General features: G+C 34.1%; 22 protein-coding genes and 3 tRNA genes. 15 read left to right on the forward strand and 10 right to left on the reverse strand.

Annotation, left to right across the window (positions count from 1 at the left end; genetic code table 11):
- Position 1: 1 nt before the first annotated feature.
- From AMQ68_RS18430 to AMQ68_RS18440, 3 genes are all read right to left on the reverse strand, one after another.
- Complete coding sequence (locus AMQ68_RS18430) at positions 2 to 1,276, reverse strand: TolC family protein (protein WP_054512072.1); 1,275 nt, start codon at positions 1,274 to 1,276, stop codon at positions 2 to 4.
- Between the two features lie 82 nt (positions 1,277 to 1,358).
- The gene (locus AMQ68_RS18435) at positions 1,359 to 2,738 is read right to left on the reverse strand and encodes a HAMP domain-containing sensor histidine kinase (RefSeq protein WP_054512073.1); all 1,380 of its coding nucleotides are present in this window, start codon (positions 2,736 to 2,738) and stop codon (positions 1,359 to 1,361) included.
- A gap of 2 nt (positions 2,739 to 2,740) precedes the next feature.
- Positions 2,741 to 3,415 carry a response regulator transcription factor gene (locus AMQ68_RS18440; RefSeq protein WP_054512074.1) on the reverse strand — a complete coding sequence of 225 codons (675 nt, stop codon included), beginning with the start codon at positions 3,413 to 3,415 and terminating at the stop codon, positions 2,741 to 2,743.
- A gap of 153 nt (positions 3,416 to 3,568) precedes the next feature.
- Here AMQ68_RS18440 and rmuC point away from each other — a divergent pair, with 153 nt between their 5' ends.
- A complete protein-coding gene (rmuC, locus tag AMQ68_RS18445) occupies positions 3,569 to 5,062 on the forward strand; it encodes a DNA recombination protein RmuC (RefSeq protein WP_054512857.1) in 1,494 nt (497 codons plus the stop codon).
- 2 nt (positions 5,063 to 5,064) lie between these two features.
- The gene (locus tag AMQ68_RS18450) at positions 5,065 to 5,829 is read left to right on the forward strand and encodes an RNA methyltransferase (protein ID WP_054512075.1); all 765 of its coding nucleotides are present in this window, start codon (positions 5,065 to 5,067) and stop codon (positions 5,827 to 5,829) included.
- Positions 5,830 to 5,972: 143 nt separating this feature from the next.
- Here AMQ68_RS18450 and AMQ68_RS18455 read toward each other — a convergent pair whose 3' ends face one another.
- Positions 5,973 to 6,311, reverse strand: coding sequence for a hypothetical protein (locus AMQ68_RS18455; RefSeq protein ID WP_054512076.1), 339 nt, complete (start codon positions 6,309 to 6,311; stop codon positions 5,973 to 5,975).
- Positions 6,312 to 6,493: 182 nt separating this feature from the next.
- Between AMQ68_RS18455 and AMQ68_RS18460 the strand changes: the two genes are divergently transcribed.
- A complete protein-coding gene (locus AMQ68_RS18460; protein ID WP_054512077.1) occupies positions 6,494 to 7,660 on the forward strand; it encodes a hypothetical protein in 1,167 nt (388 codons plus the stop codon).
- Entirely contained in the window at positions 7,644 to 8,237 is a 594-nt protein-coding gene (locus tag AMQ68_RS18465) for a hypothetical protein (RefSeq protein ID WP_054512078.1), read from the forward strand. Before AMQ68_RS18460 ends, AMQ68_RS18465 begins: the two co-directional genes overlap by 17 nt.
- Here AMQ68_RS18465 and AMQ68_RS18470 read toward each other — a convergent pair.
- Together AMQ68_RS18470 and AMQ68_RS18475 are read right to left on the reverse strand one after the other, a co-directional pair.
- Positions 8,186 to 8,758 (reverse strand): 5-formyltetrahydrofolate cyclo-ligase, encoded by a 573-nt coding sequence (locus tag AMQ68_RS18470; protein ID WP_054512858.1) that lies wholly within the window; start codon positions 8,756 to 8,758, stop codon positions 8,186 to 8,188. The genes AMQ68_RS18465 and AMQ68_RS18470 overlap by 52 nt on opposite strands.
- Before the next feature lie 5 nt (positions 8,759 to 8,763).
- Complete coding sequence (locus AMQ68_RS18475; RefSeq protein ID WP_054512079.1) at positions 8,764 to 10,134, reverse strand: rhodanese-related sulfurtransferase; 1,371 nt, start codon at positions 10,132 to 10,134, stop codon at positions 8,764 to 8,766.
- 385 nt (positions 10,135 to 10,519) lie between these two features.
- Here AMQ68_RS18475 and AMQ68_RS18480 point away from each other — a divergent pair, with 385 nt between their 5' ends.
- Positions 10,520 to 12,067, forward strand: a complete 1,548-nt coding sequence (locus AMQ68_RS18480) for a trypsin-like peptidase domain-containing protein (RefSeq protein WP_054512080.1) — start codon at positions 10,520 to 10,522, stop codon at positions 12,065 to 12,067.
- 72 nt (positions 12,068 to 12,139) lie between these two features.
- On the opposite strand, the gene AMQ68_RS18485 is transcribed toward AMQ68_RS18480, so the two are convergent.
- The 3 genes from AMQ68_RS18485 to AMQ68_RS18495 all read right to left on the reverse strand — a co-directional run bounded on the left by AMQ68_RS18485 (position 12,140) and on the right by AMQ68_RS18495 (position 15,711).
- The gene (locus AMQ68_RS18485; RefSeq protein ID WP_054512081.1) at positions 12,140 to 12,595 is read right to left on the reverse strand and encodes a hypothetical protein; all 456 of its coding nucleotides are present in this window, start codon (positions 12,593 to 12,595) and stop codon (positions 12,140 to 12,142) included.
- Positions 12,595 to 12,975: a RidA family protein gene (locus AMQ68_RS18490; RefSeq protein ID WP_054512082.1), complete on the reverse strand. Its 381-nt coding sequence runs from the start codon at positions 12,973 to 12,975 to the stop codon at positions 12,595 to 12,597. The genes AMQ68_RS18485 and AMQ68_RS18490 overlap by 1 nt, the downstream gene beginning before the upstream one ends.
- 144 nt (positions 12,976 to 13,119) lie before the next feature.
- Entirely contained in the window at positions 13,120 to 15,711 is a 2,592-nt protein-coding gene (locus AMQ68_RS18495; RefSeq protein WP_082384166.1) for a putative LPS assembly protein LptD, read from the reverse strand.
- Positions 15,712 to 15,764: 53 nt separating this feature from the next.
- Here AMQ68_RS18495 and AMQ68_RS18500 point away from each other — a divergent pair, with 53 nt between their 5' ends.
- The 10 genes from AMQ68_RS18500 (at position 15,765) to AMQ68_RS18545 (ending at position 23,625) form a co-directional block, all read left to right on the forward strand.
- Positions 15,765 to 17,057 carry an N-acetylmuramoyl-L-alanine amidase gene (locus AMQ68_RS18500; protein ID WP_054512084.1) on the forward strand — a complete coding sequence of 431 codons (1,293 nt, stop codon included), beginning with the start codon at positions 15,765 to 15,767 and terminating at the stop codon, positions 17,055 to 17,057.
- A 58-nt stretch (positions 17,058 to 17,115) separates the two neighbouring features.
- Positions 17,116 to 17,187, forward strand: a tRNA-Glu gene (locus tag AMQ68_RS18505).
- Between the two features lie 224 nt (positions 17,188 to 17,411).
- The gene (locus AMQ68_RS18510) at positions 17,412 to 17,732 is read left to right on the forward strand and encodes a hypothetical protein (RefSeq protein WP_054512085.1); all 321 of its coding nucleotides are present in this window, start codon (positions 17,412 to 17,414) and stop codon (positions 17,730 to 17,732) included.
- Between the two features lie 77 nt (positions 17,733 to 17,809).
- Positions 17,810 to 18,064 (forward strand): 30S ribosomal protein S20, encoded by a 255-nt coding sequence (rpsT, locus tag AMQ68_RS18515; protein ID WP_054512086.1) that lies wholly within the window; start codon positions 17,810 to 17,812, stop codon positions 18,062 to 18,064.
- A gap of 11 nt (positions 18,065 to 18,075) precedes the next feature.
- Positions 18,076 to 18,147, forward strand: a tRNA-Glu gene (locus AMQ68_RS18520).
- Between the two features lie 97 nt (positions 18,148 to 18,244).
- Positions 18,245 to 18,316, forward strand: a tRNA-Glu gene (locus AMQ68_RS18525).
- Positions 18,317 to 18,560: 244 nt separating this feature from the next.
- The gene (gene rhaT, locus AMQ68_RS18530) at positions 18,561 to 19,610 is read left to right on the forward strand and encodes an L-rhamnose/proton symporter RhaT (protein ID WP_054512087.1); all 1,050 of its coding nucleotides are present in this window, start codon (positions 18,561 to 18,563) and stop codon (positions 19,608 to 19,610) included.
- 13 nt (positions 19,611 to 19,623) lie between these two features.
- A complete protein-coding gene (locus tag AMQ68_RS18535) occupies positions 19,624 to 20,913 on the forward strand; it encodes an L-rhamnose isomerase (RefSeq protein ID WP_241775176.1) in 1,290 nt (429 codons plus the stop codon).
- Positions 20,914 to 20,919: 6 nt separating this feature from the next.
- Positions 20,920 to 22,302 carry an FGGY-family carbohydrate kinase gene (locus AMQ68_RS18540; protein ID WP_054512088.1) on the forward strand — a complete coding sequence of 461 codons (1,383 nt, stop codon included), beginning with the start codon at positions 20,920 to 20,922 and terminating at the stop codon, positions 22,300 to 22,302.
- Positions 22,303 to 22,458: 156 nt separating this feature from the next.
- Positions 22,459 to 23,625 (forward strand): alpha-hydroxy acid oxidase, encoded by a 1,167-nt coding sequence (locus AMQ68_RS18545; RefSeq protein WP_054512089.1) that lies wholly within the window; start codon positions 22,459 to 22,461, stop codon positions 23,623 to 23,625.
- 15 nt (positions 23,626 to 23,640) lie between these two features.
- Here AMQ68_RS18545 and AMQ68_RS18550 read toward each other — a convergent pair whose 3' ends face one another.
- Positions 23,641 to 24,675 (reverse strand): GntR family transcriptional regulator, encoded by a 1,035-nt coding sequence (locus AMQ68_RS18550; RefSeq protein ID WP_054512090.1) that lies wholly within the window; start codon positions 24,673 to 24,675, stop codon positions 23,641 to 23,643.
- Between the last annotated feature and the right edge of the window lie 108 nt (positions 24,676 to 24,783).

Genomic DNA, 24,783 nt, shown 5'->3' on the forward strand with positions numbered 1-24,783 from the left:
TCTATAAATCTTGTCCTACAACATACTGTAGGTTTTCGTAATATTGATTAAGTTCTTTTTTGGTATCCAGGATGATCATTTTATTGCTTATATAAGTATCTAGAAAGTCCATATACTCCAGCATGCTTAGATTTCTAAGTCTGAAGTTTTTTTCATGACTTGTAAGCATTCCATCCAAAGTAGTTTCGTAAGAATCGTCGATCTCATGAAAGATCTCCTGAGTTTTGGTGTAGTTATTAAAAACTGCAACAATTTCGTTTTCAGATTTTAGAATATTCTTACGGGTTTCATATCCGGATTTGGTGATTTCTAATTTAGCTTCCTGAATATTCCCTTTATTTCGGTCAAAAATGGGTAGATCAAATGAAACACCGAATCCCACGAAATCTTTCATAATATTTCCTCCACGGTCGTATCCTACAGACACGGCAATATCAGGAGTTCTTAATGCATTTTGTAATTCCAGATTTTTCTGGGCAGACTTTTCTTTATTTTTGGCAATCAAAATATCGGGACGGTTTTCTTTAGCCACTTCCAACCACTTTGGTAATTCTAATTCTGAAAGTTCTTTTTCAGGAGCATGAAGATCATCTGAAATAACAATGTATGATTTAGCAGGAATAATTAATAATGCTTTTAGCTCTGTCTGCTGTTCTGTAATTTCCTGTTGTAAGGAAATCAGTTTTTTCTTGAATTCAATTTCCTGAGCCTTCAGCCTGATATATTCTGCCCGACTGATATTTCCTTGCTCTAATTGATTTTGATAAGATTTTGTTAATTTCTCAATAGAAGAAATTTGATTTTGATACAGTTTCTGCTGTTCCTGATTATATACAATTTCAGTAATGGTATTACGCAGCAGTTTTTTCAGCTCACGCAGTACTTCCTGCAATTCGTATTTCTCCCCTTCCACTTCAATTTTCTGAAGCTCGATGTTCTTTCTTCTCTTGCCTGCAGTTTGTATTACCTGCTCAATCTCCGCAGATACCTGCGTGTTTGTTCCCCAATTACGGATTAATGCTGGCTGCTCCTCAATATCATAGGTCCGCCATAAATTAACTTCATTAATGGTAAGTTTAGGATTAGGCCAAAATTTCGCCTGAACAACACGGGCTTCCGCTTGAGAGATTTCTAATTTCTGAGTAATAAGATCCAGATTTCGGGTAAGAAAAATAGATTCAGCTTCTTTTCTTCCAATTTTCAGCGTGTCTGAATTTTGTGCAGAAAAGAAACCAAAAATATGAACGTACAATAATGTTATGATAATTTTCTTCAAAGTCTCGTATTTAAGACTACAAAGTTATTTTCGGCACATTAAAGCTAATTTCAAATAGAATTAAGATTCGATTAATCCAACATTAGAGTTTGGTTAGAACCTTTGATATCGTAGGAAACGTAAGCAGAACCGTGGTTCCCTTACCGACTACAGAACTTATTTTCATCATAACATCATGATGATCGAAAATACTTTTAGATAAGGACAGCCCGATTCCACTTCCTTTTATATTATCTACATTTTTTCCTCTGTAAAAAGTCTCGGTTATTTTCTTAAGATCATCGGGAGCAATACCTTTTCCCTGATCTTTAATCTCGATTTGTAATTGTTGATTTTCTTCCAACATCGTCACCGAAATTGGACTCGGTCCCGAATATTTTATTGCATTTTCTACAATATTATATAACGCCAGATACAATAGGGTTTCATTTCCGGGAAATTCTAATAAAGCAGGCTTTGTAACCTTTAGATTGATGGTAATAGAAATTTGTTTTTCTTGGGCTTTACTATTTAATTTTTCATAGATTTTCCAGATAAGTTCATCCACACGTACCTGTTTATGAGATTTTTCAAGTTTAGTAAGCCCAGACATCAGCAAAAGATTATTCAGAATATTTTCAATCTCATATACATTTTCCAATGATTCTTTAACCACTTCTCTGTATTCTTCCGGTGTTCTATCTTTTTGGGCAAACACCTCTAAGTTTCCAGAAATTGCAGCCAAAGGTGTCTTAAACTCATGCGAAACATAGTTAATGAAATTCTGTTGGAGTAAGATGCTTTCCGAGATTCTCCCGAATAATTTATTGTATGATTTAATCAGTTCTTCAAGTTCATCATCCGTATTGGTAGAAGTAATTGCCTGAGAAATATCGTTATATTCTACATTATTAATACGCTCAACAATATTAGAAATAGGCTTGTAAATTATTTTCGAAAGATATCTGCTTAAAAAATAGATGGCCAATAAACCCATGATCAATACCGCCAACATAATAATAGAAAGTCTGATCATCTGAGAATTAAAAGAACCACTGGATGCTTTAGCGAAAACAACAAAATCCCCTTGGTTGTCTTTATAAAAAATACCATAATAAAAATTATTTTCAACTAAGAACTGTACACTCTTGTTACTTCTTGCAATCTTTAAATGATAGGGTTTAATATTTTTATCTCCCAGATTTTGCCCAAAAGTCACTTGATTCTTCTGATCATACACTGCGACTTGGCTATTTTCAATAAGATGATGGTATTCTTTTTTTATCTGCGCATGCCTGTCTTTTGGAAGCTCATCTTTTTCAAGATAATAAATGGCAGAGATAAGAGCCGTATTTCTCAATCTGTCAAAATAAGCAATCTTAGTGCTGTCATAGTACGCAAAAAATATCACTACAAAAGTAATAATAGAAACAATGCCGAACGAAAGGCTGGAAATAAGGGTAAATCTATTCTTTAAAGTCATTTCTAATCTTTAATCAAATATCCTGTTCCTTTTACGGTGTGAATAATTTTTTGTTCCGTTTCATCAATTTTATTGCGGACATAAGAAATGTAAACATCCACAACATTCGTGGTGTTATCAAAACTAATTCCCCACACATTATGAAGGATCTGGGTTCTGCTCAACACTTTGTTTTTATTCTCCATCAGGAAAGTGAGCAATTTATATTCTGTAGGGGAAAGCTCAATCTCTTTATCTTTCTGAATCACTTTATGAAGATCTGTATCTATCATCAACGTTCCGCATGATAAAAACTGATTATCTTCCTGATAGCTTAATCTATTTCTTCTTGTCAACGCTTTAATCCTCGATATCAACTCTTCAAAATGAAAAGGTTTCGACAAATAATCATCAGCTCCCAAATCAAGCATTTTTATTTTATCATCCGGACTGTTTAACGCACTTAAAACCAGAATCGGAGTATAATTTTTTCTAAATCTGATCATTTGTGTAAGCTGCATTCCGTCTAATCCCGGCAACATAATATCCATTAAAATAATATCAAAATCGTACGTGCCTATTATATCACGTGCTTTTTCTCCAGAATCAGCAAGAACCATATGATGGCCGGCTTCGCTCAACCCTTTTACAAGAAATTTACTGATTCTTTCATCGTCTTCTACTAATAAAATATTCATAAGCCCTGAAATTTCCTATAAATATAAGAAATCAAAAAAACAACTCTATGTGAAATCTAACGGATAAATCTATTTTAATAAAATCTTAAGCCTCCAATACTTGTTAGCACAATTTTTACACCCGGCTTTTTTTCATAATTTTGCAATATGGAGATGACCTATTTAATTATTGGATTTATTGCAGGAGGGATTCTTGGAGCAGTAATTTTATATTTTGCACTGAAATCATCAATGGTGTCAAGAAGTTCTTATGATGCGCTCAACAATTTACAGATTAAGAACAATTCGGATCTGGAAAATTCTATGCAGAAAATCCAGGAATTAATGCTTGCCATCAATAAAGAAAAAGAGCAAAATCAACAACAGGCAGATCTATTTAATGATCAAAAAAATGAGCTCGCAAAAGTCTCGGCAGAATATTCATCTTTACATTCTCAGATTTTAGAGTACAAAGAAATTAACATCAAATTAGCTGCTCAAATTGAAAAACTGATCACCGAAAAACAGATTATTTTTGCTAAAAATGCTGAACTTTCTGCCGTTAATGAAAGCATGCAAAAGTCTCTTGAAACCCAAAAAGGAGAAATCACTAAAATTCAAGAAGAATCTAAATTACAGTTTGAAAACTTAGCAAATAAAATTTTAGAAGAGAAAACAGAAAAGTTCACAACCCTTAATCAGAATAATCTTAAATCAATCTTAGACCCTTTTCAGGAAAAAATAGCAGATCTTAAAAACAGAGTAAACGAAGCTTACGAAAAGGAAAATAAGGAACGCTTTTCTCTTGCCGAAAAGGTGAAAGAATTGGCAGAACTGAATCAACAGATCTCTGAAGATGCCAAGAAATTAACAAGAGCATTGAAAGGTGAAAGCAAAACCCAAGGAAATTGGGGCGAGATGATCCTTGAAAGCATTCTTGAAAAATCCGGTTTGGTAAAAGGAAGAGAATATTTCCTGGAACATGAACTTCGCGATGAAGATAACAAAGCATTATTTTCAGAATTTTCAGGAAAGAAAATGCGCCCGGATGCAGTTATAAAATATCCGGATGAAAGAAATGTAATTATAGATTCTAAAGTTTCTTTAACTGCTTTCACGGAATTAGTGGATGAAACAGATCAGGATATTTATGCCATTAAACTGAATCAACATTTATCTTCTATAAAAACGCACATTACGCAATTAAGCCAAAAAGCATACGATGATTACGGGAAATCGCTGGATTTTGTGATGATGTTTATTCCTAGTGAGCCCGCTTATATTGCTGCAATGCAGGCAGACCAAAACCTTTGGAATTATGCCTACGAAAGAAGAGTTTTACTATTAAATCCGAGTAATTTAATTACTTCATTAAAATTAATAGCTGATCTTTGGAAGCGTGAATACCAAAACAAAAATTCCATGGAAATCGCTGAAAGAGGCGCTAAATTGTATGATAAGTTTGTAGGTTTTGTAGATAATCTTGAAAAAGTAGGTAAAAATCTAGATCAAGCGAAGAACGTTTATAATGATGCTTACAAGCAACTTTCTACAGGAAATGACAATCTGATTATTCAAACTCAGAAATTAAAATCTTTAGGAATAAAAAATAAAAAAGAGCTTCCACAGAGCTTAATTGATACTTCTAACAACATTCTAGAATCATAAAAATGATTGAAAGCTTTCAAAACGAAAAAATAAAAAATATCACTAAACTTCTTACAGACAACCGATTTAGAAAAAAATCAGGTGTTTTTGTAGTGGAAGGACAACAGGAAAACGAAAGGGCTCAGAAATATGATTTTGAAGCGGTAGAGTTTTTCATTTGTGAAACTATATTTAAAGGACAAACTCCTGATGGGAAAACACATCTTGTAAGTGATAAAGTGTATGAAAAGATTGCCTACAGAGGAAGCTCTGAAGGAATTATTGGAGTCTATAAGGCTAAAGAAAATAGCTTAGATTCATTTAACCCAAAAGAAAATTCTACTGTAATTATTGTTGAAGGAGTCGAAAAACCAGGAAATTTAGGGGCAATTTTAAGAAGCTGTGAAGCATTTGGAATTGATGCTCTGATTGTAGCAGACGGTAAAACAGACTTTTATAATCCTAATGTAATCCGTTCAAGTGTTGGTTGTCTTTTCGGAATGCAGGTATTTCAGGCTGAAAATGAGGAAACATTAGAATTTCTTCAAAAGAATCAGTTCAATATCTATACTACGATCATGGATGAAAGTTCTGAAGATCTTTATAAAAGAGATTTCACTCAAAAATCTGCGGTATTATTTGGAACCGAACATTCTGGGTTGAGTGATTTCTGGATAGGAAAGGGAAAAAATACGCTAATCCCAATGACAGGAAGCATCGATTCTTTAAATTTAAGCAACGCCGTTGCCATTACATGCTATGAAGCATTGAAACAAAAGAAAGGATAATTATTTGTTATTGGTTATTGATTGATTGTTGCGGGTTACAAGTATTACTTATTGTCAATTACTTATTACTCATAAATACAACGCATAAAAAAACCGATTCACTAGGTGAACCGGTTCTTTTATTTTTAGGTTGAGGCTAAAAATTATTTTTTAGCAGCGTCAACAGCTTGTTTAGCGTCTTTAGCAGCACCTTTAGCAGCATCAGCAGCTCCTTTAGCAGCATCAGCAGCTCCAGCAGCAGCACCTTTAGCAGCTTCAGCTCCAGCAGCAGTAGTAGCAGCAGCAGCATCTTTAGCAGCACCTACAGTAGCAGAAGCAGCAGAATCAACAACAGTTGCAGCAGAATCAGCAACAACAGCAGCAGAATCAGTAACAGCTACAGCAGCAGAATCAGCACCTCCTTCAGTAGAAGTAGCTTCAGTTTTTTTACAAGCAACTAGAGAGATTGCAGCGATAGCAGCTACGAATAATGACTTTTTCATAATAAATTAAATTTAATTTTGTTAATATTGTTTTCTAAAATTTTTTCTCGTTCTGTATATTTGAACAAGACAAAGGTATAGCAGATACAAAAGTTGTTTATGAAAAATAATTGTAATACCTTTGTAAAATAGTTTTACAAATAAACTAACCTGATAATCAGTAATTTAATTATATTTAAAAATTGACAGATTTAGATCTATTACATTTTGAGCAGCTAAAAAAGGATGTCCAAGCTCAATATTTGAAAGAATATACTCCTTCCTATGATGATATTTCAAAATGGAAGGGTATTGATATTATATATTTTCAGGAAGATCTTCGTAAAAAGGCTAAAGGAAACATTAGCGAAAAATCTTTTTACACCTATTTCAAAAACTCTCCCGTTACAAAATTACCTAGAATTGACATGCTCAATTTATTGAGTATTTATACAGGTTACGACTCATGGTACGAATTCAAAAAGCAACACTTATTTGCCGGAGAATTGCTACAACAAGACCAAGATATGAGTGATGAAGAGATAGAAGATTTAGAAAAAACACTTGAAAGTTTGTCTAATTTATCTAAAAGCAAGAATTCACCCGAAAAAACAAGCGAAACACCACAAGAAAATACTGATTTACAAAAATCAAATAGTGAAAATCAAATAGTTAATAAAAATACAGAATTAAAAATCCCATCAGATTCTGAGACTGTAAAACCCAAGAAAAATTTCTTTAAAAAGAACATTTGGGCGCTTGCAACCTCTATTTTGATTTTAGTAACGGGTATCCTTGGTTTTAAAGATGAATTATTTCTAAAAGAATACAAATATTGTTTCACTGATGCAGACAGAGGAACTTCCGTTATTAATACCTTAGAAATAAAAGTGATTAAAGAAAATGAGTCTCCTATTCTTTATAGAATAAAACCTGGAGATTGTTTTAAATACTCAACAAAGGATAAGATTTTGAAAATGGAGATCAGAGCTCCTTTCTACGAATACTTAACGATAAGCAGAAGTTTAGAAAACGCGCCTACAGAAGAAATGATAGAATTAAAGCCTGATGATTATAAGATGGCTGTTAATTATTTCTCGGTAAAAGATGCTAATGGTAATCCTGAACTCCTTAAACAGAAACGTAAGCAGCTAGAAAATCTCATCAGCAACAATGCTATTATTTATCAGGTTTATGATAATACAACCTACGGTATTGAAACGTTAGACAAACAAAAATACATTACCTTAGTAACAACACCCACAACTTCCCTTAAGAATCTAAGTGTCATTGAAATGAAAAAAGATAATAATGGGAAAATAATATCTATCAAATTTAAAATTGCAAGTACAGATGAAAAGAATAAGTAATTTTTTAATTTTTGCAATAACGCTTCTTATGTTAGCAGCTTGTAATGAGAAAAAAAACTCAGAAGTAAGTGATATTGAAAAACTTAGAAACAGTAATAATAAAAAAAGCTATCCTGCCGTGCAGATGGATAGCGCGCAGGCCATCAACTTCATTACCAAGCAAAAGGTTCAGGAGCTTTTAGATCTGTCTACCTTATACTTATCGGGATCAGGAAATAAGAATACCGAGATTGATACGGTAATCTATTCTCAAATCGGAAGCTATTTCCATAAACCGGATAGCCTGACCTTTAAAAGGTTATTCCGAGAACTGGATAGCTTAAAGGTAAAAAGTGTAAAAGTGAATAATTTATCTGTTTATAAAGATTATTATAAAAAAGATACGCTGGATTACGCCAAATTTGATGTAGAATACTTTGATGATAAGAACAGATCGTTGGGTACTTTTGAAAAAAATGCACAATACATTCTTATGTCGGCGCCTATTAAATTCAAAAAAGAATTTAAATTTTACTTCCTTAACTTCTATTCTTCCCCTTTGAAGAAAGACAGCACATCAGTAAAAGTAACTAAATAGTCTAAGGGAATATCATTTTCCCAGACATCATCAATATATTCATCGGGGTTAAAATAATTAACTCCGATTTTTTTTGAACTAGGTGAAATAGATTGAAAAAAGTCATCATAAAAACCTTTCCCATAGCCTACTCTATTTCCATTAGGGTCACAATACAATAAAGGCGTGATTACATAATCAAACTGAGTCTCTCCTGAATCTATAGTAGAAACAGGTTCCGAAATTCCCCACTTGCTTGTTTCAAATTCTGTATCTGGAAATATTTCAACCGAGATCAACCCTTCTACAACCTTAGGCACAAAAACACGGATATTATGCTCTAAAAAATAGTTGATGAATAGATTAGTATCAATTTCATTAAACTTCTCAATCGGGATAAAAACATGTACTTTCTGACCTTCTACAGGCTTAAAATAGTGAATAAAATTTTCAACAATCTTTTCAGATAACAAGAAAGCCTCATCAGAAGATAAGGCTTTTCTTTTTTGCATATATTTTTTTCTAAGTTCAGCTTTTAGCATTCTCATTAAGCTTTTTCAGAAGGTTCTATAATTTTATATAATTTGTCTGATAAACGAACTTTAAACGGAAGCTCAAAAGTAATTTGATCTCCCATTTTTGCCGTTTCGCAAGGACCTCCGTTTGCATAAATTTCGGTAATTGTAAATTCTTGTTCACCCGTTGTAGGACCAGAAATCAATACTTTATCGCCTATTGAAAGCTCTTTGTTTTCAATTAAGAACTGCGCAATTTTTGATTTTGAGTAATAATGTTCTCCTTTTCCAACCAATACTTTTTTAACCGCTATCTTTTGGCGAATATTTTTGGTGGCTACTTTTCCTAAAGGCTGAGTTGGTAAATCACCTGAATTCTTAAATTTCAAAGAATCAGACTTCCCTTTTCTGAACACTTTATTTCCAACCTGCAATCCTTTTCTTAGTTGTAATTGCTCTTCTACCGGTAAATGTGTAATTTCCAAGCATTCTGTAGAACATGTATTTTCCATTGTAGCTTTGCATTCGTCACATTGAATAAACAATAAGTGACAGGCATCATTCGCACAATTGGTATGGTTATCACAAGGCTTCCCACATTGATGGCATTGTGAAATAATATCATCTGTAATTCGTTCTCCTAATCGGTGATCAAATACGAAGTTCTTCCCTATGAATTTACTCTCAATATTTTCTTCTTTTATCTGACGGGTATATTCAATAATTCCGCCTTCTAATTGGAAAACATTTTTGAAACCCTGATGCTTAAAGTAAGCGCTGGCTTTTTCACAACGAATTCCGCCTGTGCAATACATTAACAGGTTTTTATCTTCTTTAAAATCTTGTAACTGTTCGTTAATGATTGGTAAGCTTTCTCTGAAGTTTTCTACATCAGGTGTAATAGCGCCTTCAAAATGACCTACTTCACTTTCGTAGTGATTTCTGAAATCAACCACAATTGTATTTGGGTCTTCCAATAGATTATTAAACTCCTGAGCTTTTAAGTGAACTCCTTTATTGGTAACATCAAAAGAATCATCATTCAAACCGTCGGCTACAATTTTATGTCTCACCTTGATGGTCAACTTTAAAAAAGAATAATCATCCTGATCTACTGCTACGTTTAAACGAATCCCTTTCATGAAGTCATACACTTCTAATGTATCGCGAAATGCTTCAAATTGATCAGCAGGAACGCTCATCTGAGCATTAATTCCTTCATGGGCAACATAGATACGACCCAATGCATCAAGTGCATTCCAGGCTATAAATAATTCGTCGCGAAACTTTTTGGGATCTTCAATTTTGGCATACGCATAGAAAGACAATGTAAGACGTTCCTTACCAGCTTCATCAATAAGTTGAGCTCTTTCTTCTGCGCTTAAGGTGTTATACAGTTGCATGCTATAAACGTTTTAAGTGAGAAAAGTATTTTTGCAAAGATAGTAATTTTTCAATTAAGTCTATTTGTTGATAAAAATATCAGACGTTAGGAGACACATAATGGTTATTAAATTATAGCTAATCAAAAAAATCATTTAGGTGTGAAATTTTGTCAGTTATTCATTATATAATGCTAGCTTTACGATACAAAATGTCACTATTTTGTTTAATATTTTTTTAAGTTTTGTTAATTCCAATTTTAACAATTACGACATAATGCATAAATAATTGCTATTCCTGTTAAATTTTAGTTAAAATTGAAACATATCATAATAATCAACTACCTATTTAGCATTAAATTTGTTTACAATAAAACATAAATTAAAAATTAAAAGAAGATATACAATGAAGAGTACTTTAAAAAAACTATTACCATTTGCTGTAGTAGGAGTTATCTCAGGAGCTACTACCGTTGGCACAATACAATATTTCGGTCATCCTACTAATAATGAGGATCAGGGTTATTTTAAATCTGCCTCAAATGTTTCATTTGCTGGTATGAATACTGGTGCTGTAGGTGACGATTTTGTAAAAGCAGCAAAAACTACGGTTCCGGCTGTAGTTACTATTAAGAATTACCAAAGCAGAACATCTTCTTCTGGTGGAAGAGCATCCGAGCAAGATCTATTCGACTTCTTTTTCGGTGATCCTTTCGGCGGAGGCGGAAGAGGAGGACAACAAAGACAAAAGCCACAGCAACAAGTCCCTGACAATATGCCTTCAGGAATGGGTTCAGGAGTAATTATCTCTCCGGATGGTTATATTATATCAAATAATCACGTTGTAGCGGGTGCCAATAAACTGGAAGTCGTATTAAGCAACAAAAAATCTTATATCGCAACCTTAGTAGGAACAGATCCTAACACTGATATTTCATTATTAAAGATTGAAGAAAAAGGACTACCTTATCTAAACTTTGCTAATTCTGATAATATTGAAGTAGGACAATGGGCTCTTGCGGTAGGTAATCCGTTAGGACTGAACTCAACCGTTACAGCAGGTATTATTTCTGCTAAAGGAAGAGGAATCGGAATTTTAGGAGGTCAAGGGAAAGCGACTAATCCTATTGAAAGTTTTATTCAGACAGATGCTGCCATTAACCCTGGAAACTCAGGAGGAGCATTGGTAAATACGAATGGTGAACTTATTGGGATTAACTCTGCGATCCAATCTACAACTGGTTATTACCAAGGATACGGATTTGCAGTTCCGGCTAATTTGGCCAGAAAAATTGTTGAAGACATCAAGAAATTCGGAATTGTACAAAGAGGATTCCTTGGAGTTCAATCTCTAGACCTTTCTGATGACATGCAGGTTGCTGCCTACAACAAACAGAAAAAGACTAACCTTAAAACAGGTTCAGGAGTATACGTTACAGGATTCGGAGATAAGAGTGGTGCTGAAGATGCTGGCATTAAAATGGGAGATATTATCACCAAAATAGATAATTCAGCCATTACAGACTTTGCCGATCTATCTATCGCTATCGGAAGCAAGCGTCCTGGAGATAAAGTACAAGTTACTTACTCAAGAAATGGTAAAGAGAGCACAACTACAGTAACATTGAGAGATCAAAAAGGAGGAACTTCTACAAGAACAAAAGAAGAACTAAGTGTTACAGAAAAAATTGGAGCTGATTTTGAACCATTAAGTGAAAAATTCAAAACAGACTACGGTTTGAATAGCGGTGTTGTTGCTAAAAATGTATCTGAAGGAAGCGAAATCGCTAAGATCGGATTGGTAGACAACTATATCGTAGTAGAGATCAATGGTAAGCCTGTAAACTCACAAAAAGACGTTGAAAGAATCCTAGATAAGTATCAAGGGAACGTTCAAGTGAAGTTTGTGGATGAGTATGGCAGAATGTACACGAAAGGCTTTAAAATGCCTTAATCAAGATTCAACAAAAACATTTATTTTCATATCAACGAAAAGCCGCTACAAAATTTGTAGCGGCTTTTTATTTTATGATTTATTATTCATTTTCTCAGCGATTCTCTTTTTCTTATTCCGTTCATAAATGACTTCTACGATCTTACCCCCGATCCACGAAAAAGGAAAGAATGTAAGGAAAATAGATATTTTATAGAACGTAGGATGATAAGGAAAAATAATAACATCCAGCATGGCTATAAACAACATGATGAACCCAATAAGAATAGCATAAGCTACTTTAGCATATTTTACGATGATTGCTGTTGCCACCCCTCCTATCGTAGTTCCCAAACCGGAAATAAACAATAAGAAGCCGAAGAACGCTTCATCATTTTTCATGCTTTCAAGAAACCTCTGCCAGTGCTCAAAAGGAGCGAAAGCTTCAAAAGTAACCCATTGCGGAAAAACCCTTATACCAAGGGTAATGATAAGCCCGGCAATTGCGAGCCCCACTAAAACCGCTAATGTATTTCTTATAAAACTCATTAATCCTGATGTGCGATCATCGAAATTTCAATATCAACATTTTTAGGCAAGCAAGAAACCTGTACTGTTTCACGAGCCGGAAAGCTTTCTGCATCCAAGTAAGACGCATAAATATCATTCATTACAGCAAAATCATCCATACTTTTAAGGAAAATACTCGCTTTTACAACATTTTTAAATGTCATTCCAGCTTCAGTAAGAATTGCCTCAAGATTTTTCATTACCTGGTGCGTTTCTTTTTCAATTCCTTCTACCAATTTACCAGTTGCAGGATCTACAGGGATCTGACCAGAAATGTATAATACTCCGTTGGCAAGATTTGCCTGAGAATAAGGTCCGATAGCTGCAGGTGCATTCACTGTGTTGATTACTTTTTTCATATGTAGTTACTATTTATTTTTTCTAAAATCATATGCAATCACTACCTCCTATACTGTTTTGTTTGAAGTATATTCAACAGTGATTTTATTAGAATTTATTTTGGTTGCAAATATAAAATTTATATTCAAATATCAATATGATATTTAGAAAGGTGGATTTGGCTGTGTGAAACTTCTGTCTTTATACTTCAACGCATCACTTAAAATATTAGCTTTTATCCCAATAAAGAAGTCGTATACCTTATACTGCCCAAAAGGAACCCAGTTAAAATTAATGGTAAAACTTCGTTGATCTCTTGAGAAACCAATTCTTGTATACGCCAATTCTTTCGTCACCATATCATAGTGAGTACTTCCGTTGATATTCCAGAAAGGTGTCAGTTTAACACTACCATCAAGTCCAACAGAGGCCATTCTTGTAGGAATTCTATTCCCTGAAGTTTTTGAATAGGCGTAGTTGGCATTCACATTCAACGTCCAAGCCTGATCGAAACGAGCGTAATTATCATCATCAAAATAATAATTTTCATTTCTTATCTCTCCTTTAGATTTATATTTTTTAGCATAGTCTGTTTTCTGTCCAAAAATCTCACTGCTTAAAGGATAAGACAACTGCACGTTGAACCCCTGTACACTAAAGTGACCAAAATCTTCTGTTCTGATTCCTCCTGTATCCTGTCCTGGAAGGTAGATGATTTTATATGGATCTAATGACAAACTCGTATTTACATTCAGTTTATTATTAAAGAAAGAAGACTGACCATTGATCGTTAAAATAGACCAAGGGTGATCTTTTGCTGCAAAGTTATAGCTTCCTGAAAGGTTTAAAGATTCAAATATTTTTATTTTTTTTACTCCGGTAGAATCACTTTTAGACTTCACTTTCATCTCAATATTGTTTCCAATATTAAATCCTAGCGCTCCCACCATCCCACTTGAAGGGCTTCCTACAATTCCGCCTTCAAAAATTGAATAAGGAGTTAAAGCGCCTGTAGCATTGTAATAGTTCTTGTAATATCCATAACCTGAACCTCCAAAATCCGGTGAGTATGTAAACCCAATACTTGGCGTCATCATGTGTCGGATCGCTTCAATAGTAGACCCTTTTTTAAACTTCATCATTCCGTAAAGCGTCGTTTGAATACTTGCCGTTGAAGAGAAGGTAGAATATCCTGCGATCCCTTTATCTGTTGCCGTAATTTCTTTATCAGCTACAGGATCATAAAATTTCTTAATTGTTTTTGTCGTTAATGCATTATCTACATTCGCCCCTAAACTGAAAGTGAAATATTTGGCAATGGTGGTATTGGTTCCTAAAGCAATATTGTTTTTAAGCCCGGTTTGTAACTTATCCCACATTTCCTTTTTGAAAAGCTCGCCTTCGTCAGTTTGCACATAATTTGTTAAATTAAGCCCTGTATTTACGGTAATATTTTCCAATAATCCGCTTCTTACACCCGTTTTTGATTTAAATAAATAAAACTGGTTAATGGCAACGTTCATCTGAGGCAAACGCAAATCTGACTTCCCGGTAGCAAAGTTCTGAGAATAAGAAGTGGTTGCTGTAATGGTAGCCGGTAACTTTAAGAACCTTTTTGTAAGCGTTACTGTGGAGTTCTGCTGCGTGTTTAATACATTTTGATTTAAAATATAATTGTTATTCAGCGTATTGTTATAAAACTTAGTACTCACAACATCCACAGAAGCAGAGAAATTAAGAAAAGGATTCGCTTTTGTATCTTGGGTATGTCTCCAGGCAATTCTATAGGTACTGTTTTTATTATAATCATCCAGTCCTTTTATCCCTCTCACCTGTGTTCCAATATCTGCAGAGAAACTTCCGGAATAACGATATTTCTTCATATAGTTCATTTCCGGTCTTAAATTCCAGCTTCCCTTGGTGTAAATATCAGCAAGTACCTTAAGATCAAAATGCTCCCCTATGGGTTGATAATATCCTATTCCATTCAAGAAGAAACCTACATCCTGCCTTTCCCCAAAACTCGGGATCAAAATACCCGCTGATCTTTTAGAAGAAAATGGTAAAATAGCAAATGGCATAATTAAAGGCGTTGGAACCCTTTCAATAAATAACTGAATAGGCCCTGTAATAATCTGAGATTTTTCTTTGGTCTTTATTAATTTAATATTATAAGCCCGCATGTGATAATCCGCCGCTGTATCTTTTTTCTTGATAAAATACTCATCCGTAGTATAAATGGCATTGGTCATTGCAAAGACAGAGTCGCTATACTTCTTCGTCTTTTTGGCAATAATTACCCCTTCACTTTCCTCAGTTCGGGCATTATAGGCGATAGCTTGTTTTGTTTTGGTATTATAATGAAACTCATTCGTTTCATATTTTTTCCCTGCCTGGGTTGTAATAACAGGTTCTATAATTTTTCCTAAAGAATCTAGCTTACCTCTCGCATAGACAAGATTTTGCTTCTCATCTATAGAGATATAATCTGCATCAATTTGCATATCCTGATACTTCACCTGAGCTTTTTTGTTCAGGTAAATCATCTTTTTAGGGAAGTCTCTACGGATATTATCAGCTTTAGTCTGAAGAATATCATCTAAAGACTCTTTTTTTACAACAATGGTATCCTTTTTGGAAATAGTATCATTAACCGCATTTTTAGGCAATTTCTCAGACGTTTCCTGTGCTAAAAAACTGTTAAAAATTAGGATAATTGAAATTTGTAATATATTTTTGAGGACGGTTTTGGCCAATTTTATTATATATAATTAAGGCTCAAAATTAGTATAATTTTTAAAACTGTAAGATGTACAAACAAAATTTTAAAATAATTTTATCATTTCTCCTCATCTTTTTGAGTAATTTTATGTTTTCTCAAAAGAAATTCACCATCGTTTTAGATGCCGGACATGGAGGAAGTGATTCAGGAGCCAAAAGGAGTTACTCCGATATTGGTTTGCTCGCAGAAAAGGATGTAACCCTTGCTATTGTGCTAAAAGTTGGAAGAATGCTTGAGAAAAATAAAGATTTCAAAGTAATTTACACTCGTAAATATGATGAATATCCTTCTCTTTCCGACAGAACGAATTTAGCAAACAGAAGCAAAGCAGATCTTTTTGTATCTGTTCACTGTAATTCAGCAGCAAGATCTACAGCATACGGAACTGAAACTTATGTTCAGGGACCAGACCAGAATGATACCAACCTTGAGGTGGCTAAAAGAGAAAATGATGTAATTTTCTTAGACGAAAAAGATAAGCAGACCTTTGGTTCTTATGACGCAAGTTCACCGGAATCTTTAATTGCACTAAAACTTCAGCAAAGTAAATATTTGGAATCCAGTCTACTTTTAGGTGGATTGGTGGAAGGAAATTTTGTAGATAAAGACAAAAGATTCTCAAGAGGTGTTTTCCAAAAAAACCTACACGTTCTTCGTATGAATGCAATGCCTTCTGTTCTTATTGAAACAGGATTTATCAATCATGCGGAAGAAAGTCATTATTTGGCATCTGAAAAGGGCCAGGATGAGATTTCTGAAAGTATCTATAACGCTATCATAGAATACAAAAAAGCAGTCGACAGAAAATCCGGAGGTGCCTATGCTACTACTACCAAAAAAATAGAGCCTGAAAAACCAGCTGAAGTAGCATTAAAGAATGATTTCAGAATATTATTAATGAGTGCTCCAACTAAATACAATGATGGAGACCCTGCATTAAAAGGCTTAAACTACATTCTTCCTATTAAAGAAAACGGACAGTACAAATACTATTACGGAGTCACCAATATGTCTTCTGTAAAAGATATTAATATTAAAACAGCGAAAGACGCAGGATTTAGAAATGCTTTTGCCGTAGGATTCATGCCAAATCAAAAATTAAGCATGGGATATTACACCATTGAAGTCTATGTGGGAGAAAAATTAAATGGCAATTCTTTTATCCTACAAACGCTAAAAGATCTCGAAAGGAACAAAGATAGTGGTGTTTTCTACTACACTTATGGAAAAATTTACACCCTAGAAGACGCTGTAAATTTACAGAAAGAGCTTGAAAGCAAAGGAATTAAGAATACTGTCATTCAAAAAGTATATAAATAATTTAAAAAATAATTTTGAAGTTCAAAAGTTAATTCCTACTTTTGCAACCTCAAAATTTGGTCTATTCGTCTAGTGGTCAGGACTCAAGGTTTTCATCCTTGCAACAGGGGTTCGATTCCCCTATAGACTACATAAATAAAGTATTCTGACTAGCAATTTTATCTAGCTATAGGAATTTAAAAAAAGATTATTTAATTTTGCATTCGCATTTATTCTTAGGCAAAAGAAAATAGTGAAACATTATACCCTTAATGATCTCTGTTTTCGACTAAGAAAAAGCAAATGATGAATACTAATTTATATTAAGTCTTTGGGATGTATTTCCCGCACAGGCTTAGCAAATAATTTTATGTCATGCAGGATTTAAAGATACAAGAAGCGAAGTTGCTCTTTAATAAAATCCATTCTAACCCTAAAAATTATGATTTAAAGATCAATGAAGAGGGGATTATAGGCAACGATGATAAAATAAGTTTCAGACTTTACAAGAGTGGAGAAAGAGGAGCATTAGAAGTTACAATTGACGGACTAACCTTTACCAACACAACCGGAGAATGGAACAACGCAATGATAATGTTGGAAAATATTATCAAAAGAATAGATAAAGAACAAGAAAATTTTAAAATAGAACAAGCAATAGATAAGCTTAAACAGTACCTTTCAGAAGAAAATTAAAATTTTTCAAAAATAATCAAGAAATTATTTGGCTGGTATTAAAAAAGTCTTTATTTTTGCACTCACATTTAAACGATATGGCAAATCATAAATCAGCATTAAAGAGAATCAGACAAAACGAAGTTAGAAAAGTTCGTAACAGATACTATCACAAGACTGCTAGAACAGCTTTGAAGATACTAAGAAATGAAGAAGACAAAGCTGCTGCTACTGAGCAATTGCCAAAAGTTATCTCTTTGTTGGATAAATTAGCTAAGAAAAATATTATCCACAAAAACAAAGCGGCTAACTTAAAAAGCAAATTAACTAAGCACGTTAACAAACTAGCTTAATAAGTATAGTTGGCCCGTTCGTCTATCGGTTAGGACCTCAGATTTTCATTCTGGTAAGAGGGGTTCGACTCCCCTACGGGCTACAAGACTTAATTACTACTAACCGGGTAATTAAAATAAGAGTTGAAACTTATAAAAACAAAAAATACTAACCCTGTAATTTATTACAGTTTGGTAGATGGCCCGTTCGTCTATCGGTTAGGACCTCAGATTTTCATTCTGGTAAGAGGGGTTCGACTCCCCTACGGGCTACAAAAGAGACTTTATTTTTAAAGTCTCTTTTTTTGTGCCTAACTTTCTCTCTTATTTTTTACCCTTACCAACTCCCTCTCCCACACGTTTACGATATTATATTATTATCTCATTTCCTTACCCTGTATTCATTAAAATAAGTCTACAGGATAGTACAGGACGCCACCTTACTCAGCTTCTCCTAATTTAGGAAAAGTAAAAATGATGAAGACAAAGTATAATTTATATAAACATCGTTAAGGGTATGCAAGCATTATTAGGAATTATTTATCATGTGATTGGCGGAATTGCTGCAGGAAGTTTTTATATGCCTTATAAAAAAGTGAAGGGATGGAAATGGGAAACCTACTGGATGGTTGGCGGACTTTTCTCTTGGATCATTGTTCCGTTTATAGCAGCATGGTTTTCTTATCCAGAATTTATGCATGTAATTTTCACGCATACAGAGGTACTTCCCTACACTTTCCTATTTGGGTTTTTATGGGGAATTGGAGGACTAACCTATGGACTAGGAATTCGCTATCTGGGAATGTCATTGGGTAATTCTTTTATTTTAGGAATCACCTTATCATTTGGATCTTTATTACCGGCAATCTTTTACGATTTTTATCCGAAAGAAGGAAAAGATACCTTTTCAGGATTGCTTTCATCCACAGGCGGACAGATTATTCTTTTAGGAATATTCATTTGTCTCATTGGGATAACGTTATCAGGAAGAGCAGGAATGTTGAAAGAAAAAGGTAAGAAAGAAGTTTCTTCCAACTCAGGTAAAGAATTTAATTTGAAAACAGGATTAATCTTAGGATTGATATCCGGTGTTTTAAGTGCCTGTTTTAATTATGGGATAGATGCCGGAAAACCTTTAGCCGAAGAAATGGTAAAAGCAGGCGTAAATCCATTAATGCAAAATAATATTATTTTTGTCGTCATCCTTTGGGGAGGCTTCACCACCAATTTTTTATCGTGTATTTATATTGCTTTAAAAGAAAAAAGTTATTCAGATTATACAGAACCCACCAAACCTCTCTTTAAAAATTATATATTTAGTGCCATCGCAGGAACGATGTGGTTTTTACAGTTTTTCTTTTACGGAATGGGAGAAAGTAAAATGGGAAATGGTGCCAGCAGCTGGATATTACATATGTGTTCCTATATTTTAGTCGCTAACATTTGGGGATATATATTGAAAGAATGGGAAGGTGTACAACCAAAAGCCCGTAATACAATGATTGGCAGCATCGCAACTTTACTTGTTGCCATAGCGATCGTAGGATACGGAACCTCTTTAAAATAAAAATAAAATATAAATGATGAATACAGAAAGTATAAAAGAAGCATACGCCTTAGCAAAAAAGAATTATGCCGAGCTAGGAATCGATACAGACTACGCTATAGAACAAATGAAGGACCTACACATAAGTTTACATTGTTGGCAGGGAGATGATGTGGCAGGTTTTGAAAGTCCGGATGCTGAACTTACAGGTGGTGGAATTCAGGTAACCGGAAATTATCCGGGAAAAGCAACCACGATTGAGGAACTTCGCCAGGATATCGAAGAAGTTTTACGTCTTCTTCCCGGAAAACACCGTTTTAATCTGCACGCTATTTATGGAGATTTCAATAATGAAAAAGTAGATCGTAACGAAATTGAGATCAAACATTTCCAAAGTTGGATAGATTGGGCAAAAAAAAATGAAATCGGATTGGATTTTAATCCTACCTGCTTTTCCCATCCTAATGCAAATACAGGGTTCACACTTTCCAGTAAAGATGAAAATATAAGACAGTTTTGGGTAGAGCATGTAAAATGCTGCCGTAAAATCGCTGCAGAAATGGGAAAACAATTAGGAACCCCCGTCATCAACAACATCTGGATTCCTGATGGATCAAAAGATACTCCCATCGACAGAAATACGCACAGAGCCTTATTAAAAAAATCATTAGATGAAATTTTTGCAGAAGAATATCCAAAAGAATATTTAAAAGATGCTGTAGAAAGTAAGCTTTTCGGAATCGGTGCAGAATCAATGACGGTAGGTTCCAACGAATTTTATTTGGCCTATGCGGTAAAAAATAATAAAATGATCTGTTTAGATAACGGTCATTTTCATCCGACAGAGCAAACCGGTGATAAAATATCTTCTGTCCTTCAGTTTTTAGATGAAATATTATTGCACGTCACAAGACCTGTCCGTTGGGACAGTGACCACGTGGTTACTTTTAATGATGAAATACAACTCATTGCTCAAGAAATTGTTCGTGCGAATGCAATGAAAAAAGTAAATGTAGGGTTAGATTATTTTGATGCAAGCATCAACAGAATTGGAGCTTACGTAACGGGAATCCGAGCGGTGCAGATTGCTTTTCTCTTCGCTTTCCTGGAGCCTGTGGAAAAACTTAAAGAGTTTGAAGAACATGGCAAGAATTTCCAACGCCTTGCTTGGTTAGAATTATTAAAAACAAAACCATTTGGAGCGGTTTACGATTATTACTGCCTGATTAATAATGTTGCTGTGGGTGAAAACTATATCAATGAAATAGAGAATTATGAAACCATTGTTCTCAGCAACAGAGCTTCTTCTGAAATTTTGATGTAAATAATTATGAAGAAAGTCATCGCCATATTTGATATTGGGAAAACCAACAAGAAATTACTTCTCTTTAATGAAGATCTTAAACTCATTCAGCTTCAAGAGCAGCCTTTTGAAGAAATAACGGATGAGGAAGGTTTTCCCTGTGATGATATTTCTGCCATTGAAACCTGGATCATAAGCATTACAAAAAGTTTAAGTTTGATCTATGAAATCATCGCCATTAATTTTACCACGTATGGAGCTACGCTTGTTTATCTTGATGAAAATGGAAACCGAGTTACCCCTTTATACAACTATCTGAAACCTTTACCTGAAGATACTTTAGACAACTTTTATGAAAGATATGGAGATTCTAAAGAGTTTCTTCGAAAAACCGCTTCTCCTAAATTGGGAATGCTTAATTCCGGTTTACAGATACTTTGGTTGAAAAATAAAAAATCTGAAGTCTATGCTAAAGTGAAAAATATATTACACTTCCCTCAGTATCTAAGTTATCTTTTCACAAAAAAGATCGCCTCAGAATATACGTCGATTGGTTGCCATACTGCGCTTTGGGATTTTGATAATAATACCTATCACCGTTGGGTTTCAGATGAGAATATCAACTTGGTAGCACCTACCTCAAATTTTGATTTTTTCACTGTTATATTGAATGATAAACCAACCTTAATTGGTACCGGATTTCATGACAGTTCAGCTTCCTTAATTCCTTATTTAATAGATCATTCAGAAAAATTCATCTTGATCTCTACGGGAACCTGGAGTATTTTTATGAATCCTTTTAATGAAGAAAAACTAACCTCCGATCAACTTAAAAAAGATACGTTATGCTTTTTATCTGTTCAGCAAAAACAAGTAAAATCTTCCCGCTTATTTATGGGACATATTCATAAAAAAATTGCAGAGAAACTATCTGAATATTTTCAAAAAACGAAAGACCATTATCAGTTTGTAAAGGCAGCTCCATCAATTTTTGAAGACTTATTAGCTAAGAATAAAGTCAATGTATTTTTTCCCAATGGTGTTTCTGAGAATGCAGACGAATGTATTTCAGATCTGGAACAGTTTGATAGTTTTGAAGAAGCCTATCATCAATTAAATATTGATTTAATAAAACTCGCCAAAGAAAGAATAGAAATAATAAGTGGTGACAATGATTCTTCCGCGATTTATATTACCGGTGGGTTTTCAAGAAATGAATTGTACACCAGATTATTGGCCACAGAATTTCCGGATAAAACAATTTACACTTCTGAAATTGATAATGCTACTGCTTTGGGTGCGGCTTTAATTACAAGAAATGCGCTTAAAAATGAACAAAGCTATTCAAGCAATACCATTGATCTTGGAATTCGGAAAGTTTTTCCTTTTGAGTTCAAAATGACGATTTAACTAATTGTATTGAATTTGGAACCTTTTAAAATTCTACCACAAAAGGTATAAAAGCTTTTAGTTAGCTATTTTGAAAATAAAAGTTTGAAAAAGTTTATAATACAAACAGATTACTAAAACCCCAATTTTTATTATTTTAAATGAAATTTACAGCCAATGAGTAAGAAATTAATTTTCCCTTACAATTCAAAATATCCATCCGTAGAAGATCTCCGTAAAAAAGCGAAAACAAGAATTCCAAAATTTGCGTTTGACTATCTAGAAGGAGGCGCTAATGAAGGATTGAACCTTTCCCGAAACGAAACCGATTTCGATGATATTTTATTGAAGCCTTATTATCTCAAAAAAATAGACGAAATTGATATGTCGGTTGAAATATTTGGACAAAAATATGCGGCACCTTTTGGAATTTCTCCCATCGGATTACAAGGATTGATGTGGCCCAACGCTCCGGAAATTTTAGCCAAAGCCTCTGCAAAACTCAAGATTCCTTATACCTTGAGTACTGTTTCTACAGCGGGAATAGAAAATATAGCCAAAGCTTCTGAAGGTACCTTTTGGTTTCAGCTGTATCACCCTACAGAAAATCGGTTGCGGGATGATATTCTTGATCGTCTGAAAGCGGTGGAATGTCCTGTTTTAGTTGTTTTGGTAGATGTTCCGGCTTTCGGACTTCGTTACAAAGAGATCAAAAGTGGCCTTTCTATGCCTCCGAAAATGAATATTGAAAATATATTTCAGGCTTTTAGTCATCCAACCTGGAGTTTGAAAACGTTACAATATGGTATTCCCAACTTCGGCGTACTAAAACCTTATATGGAAAAAGGGATGGACATGTCCCAATTGGGGCAATTTATGAACCGAACTTTCACAGGAAAAGTAGATGCCGAAAAAGTAAAAGCTATCCGGGATATTTGGAAAGGTCCATTGGTTTTAAAAGGAATTACCACACAAGAAGATATAGAAGAATGTATTAAAATAGGCGTTGATGGTATTATCGTCTCCAACCATGGCGGAAGGCAGATTGATGCTGGGGAATCATCCATCCGCTCTTTAATAAAACTAGCTTCTAATCCGTCTTATTCTTCTAAGATAAAAATAATGCTGGATGGCGGCATGCGCTCAGGAGTAGATTTGGCTCGGGCTCATGCGGTTGGCTCAGAATTTAATTTTATGGGCAGACCTTTTATGTATGGCGTAGGAGCGTTAGGAGATGAAGGTGGCGAGCATACGATAAATATGTTTAAAACCCACCTATATCAGATCATGCAACAGCTTTCTATAGATCGCATTGACAAATTTCCGGAAAGGTTATTACCATAAACCTCATCGCAATATCTAAAGAGAATCTCGTTCTATGTATTTAAAAACATTTTTTACAGATTCTCTTTTATTTTTCAAAACCATATATCCTGCCGTGCCTCCCATTGCTTTAAAATCTGTACTGATAACAGTGATTCCTAATAGGTCTTTCAATGGCGTTTCATTATAAGAAATGATCCCAATGTCTTTTCCTAACTGAAGATTTTTTCCACGAACCTGTCTTACCAGGCTTACCAGATCTTTTTCTCTCAAAATGATGTAGGCGTACTTTTTGTCCAGTTCCATATCATCATAAATTTCTTCAATGACTTCATAATTAAAATGATTTTGCATGCAGAAGGAAGTAAAACCACGGGCAATTCTTCTCGGATACGGATAATGCACTTTTGAGGGATATACCAATACCAGCTTTTCATATTTCTTCAATTTTTCAAGTGCTTCGGTTAATGATTCTGAAATATCTTTTTCAAAATCCTGATAAATACAACCGTAGCCTTCATTTAATGGAGATTTATAATTATCGATAAGAATCACCCGGTCTTTAGAAATTTTATTGAGTGTATGAAGTACTTTCTCGGTAAAACTGATGTGCTTGGAATTTTCATCCCGAAAATGAAGCATGACTACATAATAATCAAACGCACCCATTTTCTTTTCGAGCTCATTGATAAATAATGTTTCATCACAATAATACAGAAACATAGAAACGTGACCTTTGCCCCCAATTTCATTAACAAAAGCATCATAGATTTCCATTTTATATCCACTCGGTTTATTAATCATGAATAAAATATTCACTTTTTGATCAGGAATAATATCTGTGATATAATAGCCTTTCCCTTTAATAGATTCTATGATTTTTCTTTCACGAAGAACTTTATACGCTTTTTCAACTGTGTCTCGGGAAAGATAATAATCTTCACTCATCACATTGATGGAAGGCAGCCTGTCACCTGATTTTGTATGGCCTTTGATAATATTATTAATAATAGAATCAACGATTTGTCGATACTTCGGAATACTGGAATTTTCGTTAACATCAATTTGCATTTGTGGGTATATTTTGGGAGCTAATTTTTCAAAGATAGTTTTTTTAGCCTTTAATCATTAAAAATATATCCTATTATTATACAGCACAGTACAGGATACTTTCCTTCT

The organism is Chryseobacterium sp. ERMR1:04 (genome assembly GCF_001297705.1).
Lineage (GTDB): Bacteria > Bacteroidota > Bacteroidia > Flavobacteriales > Weeksellaceae > Chryseobacterium.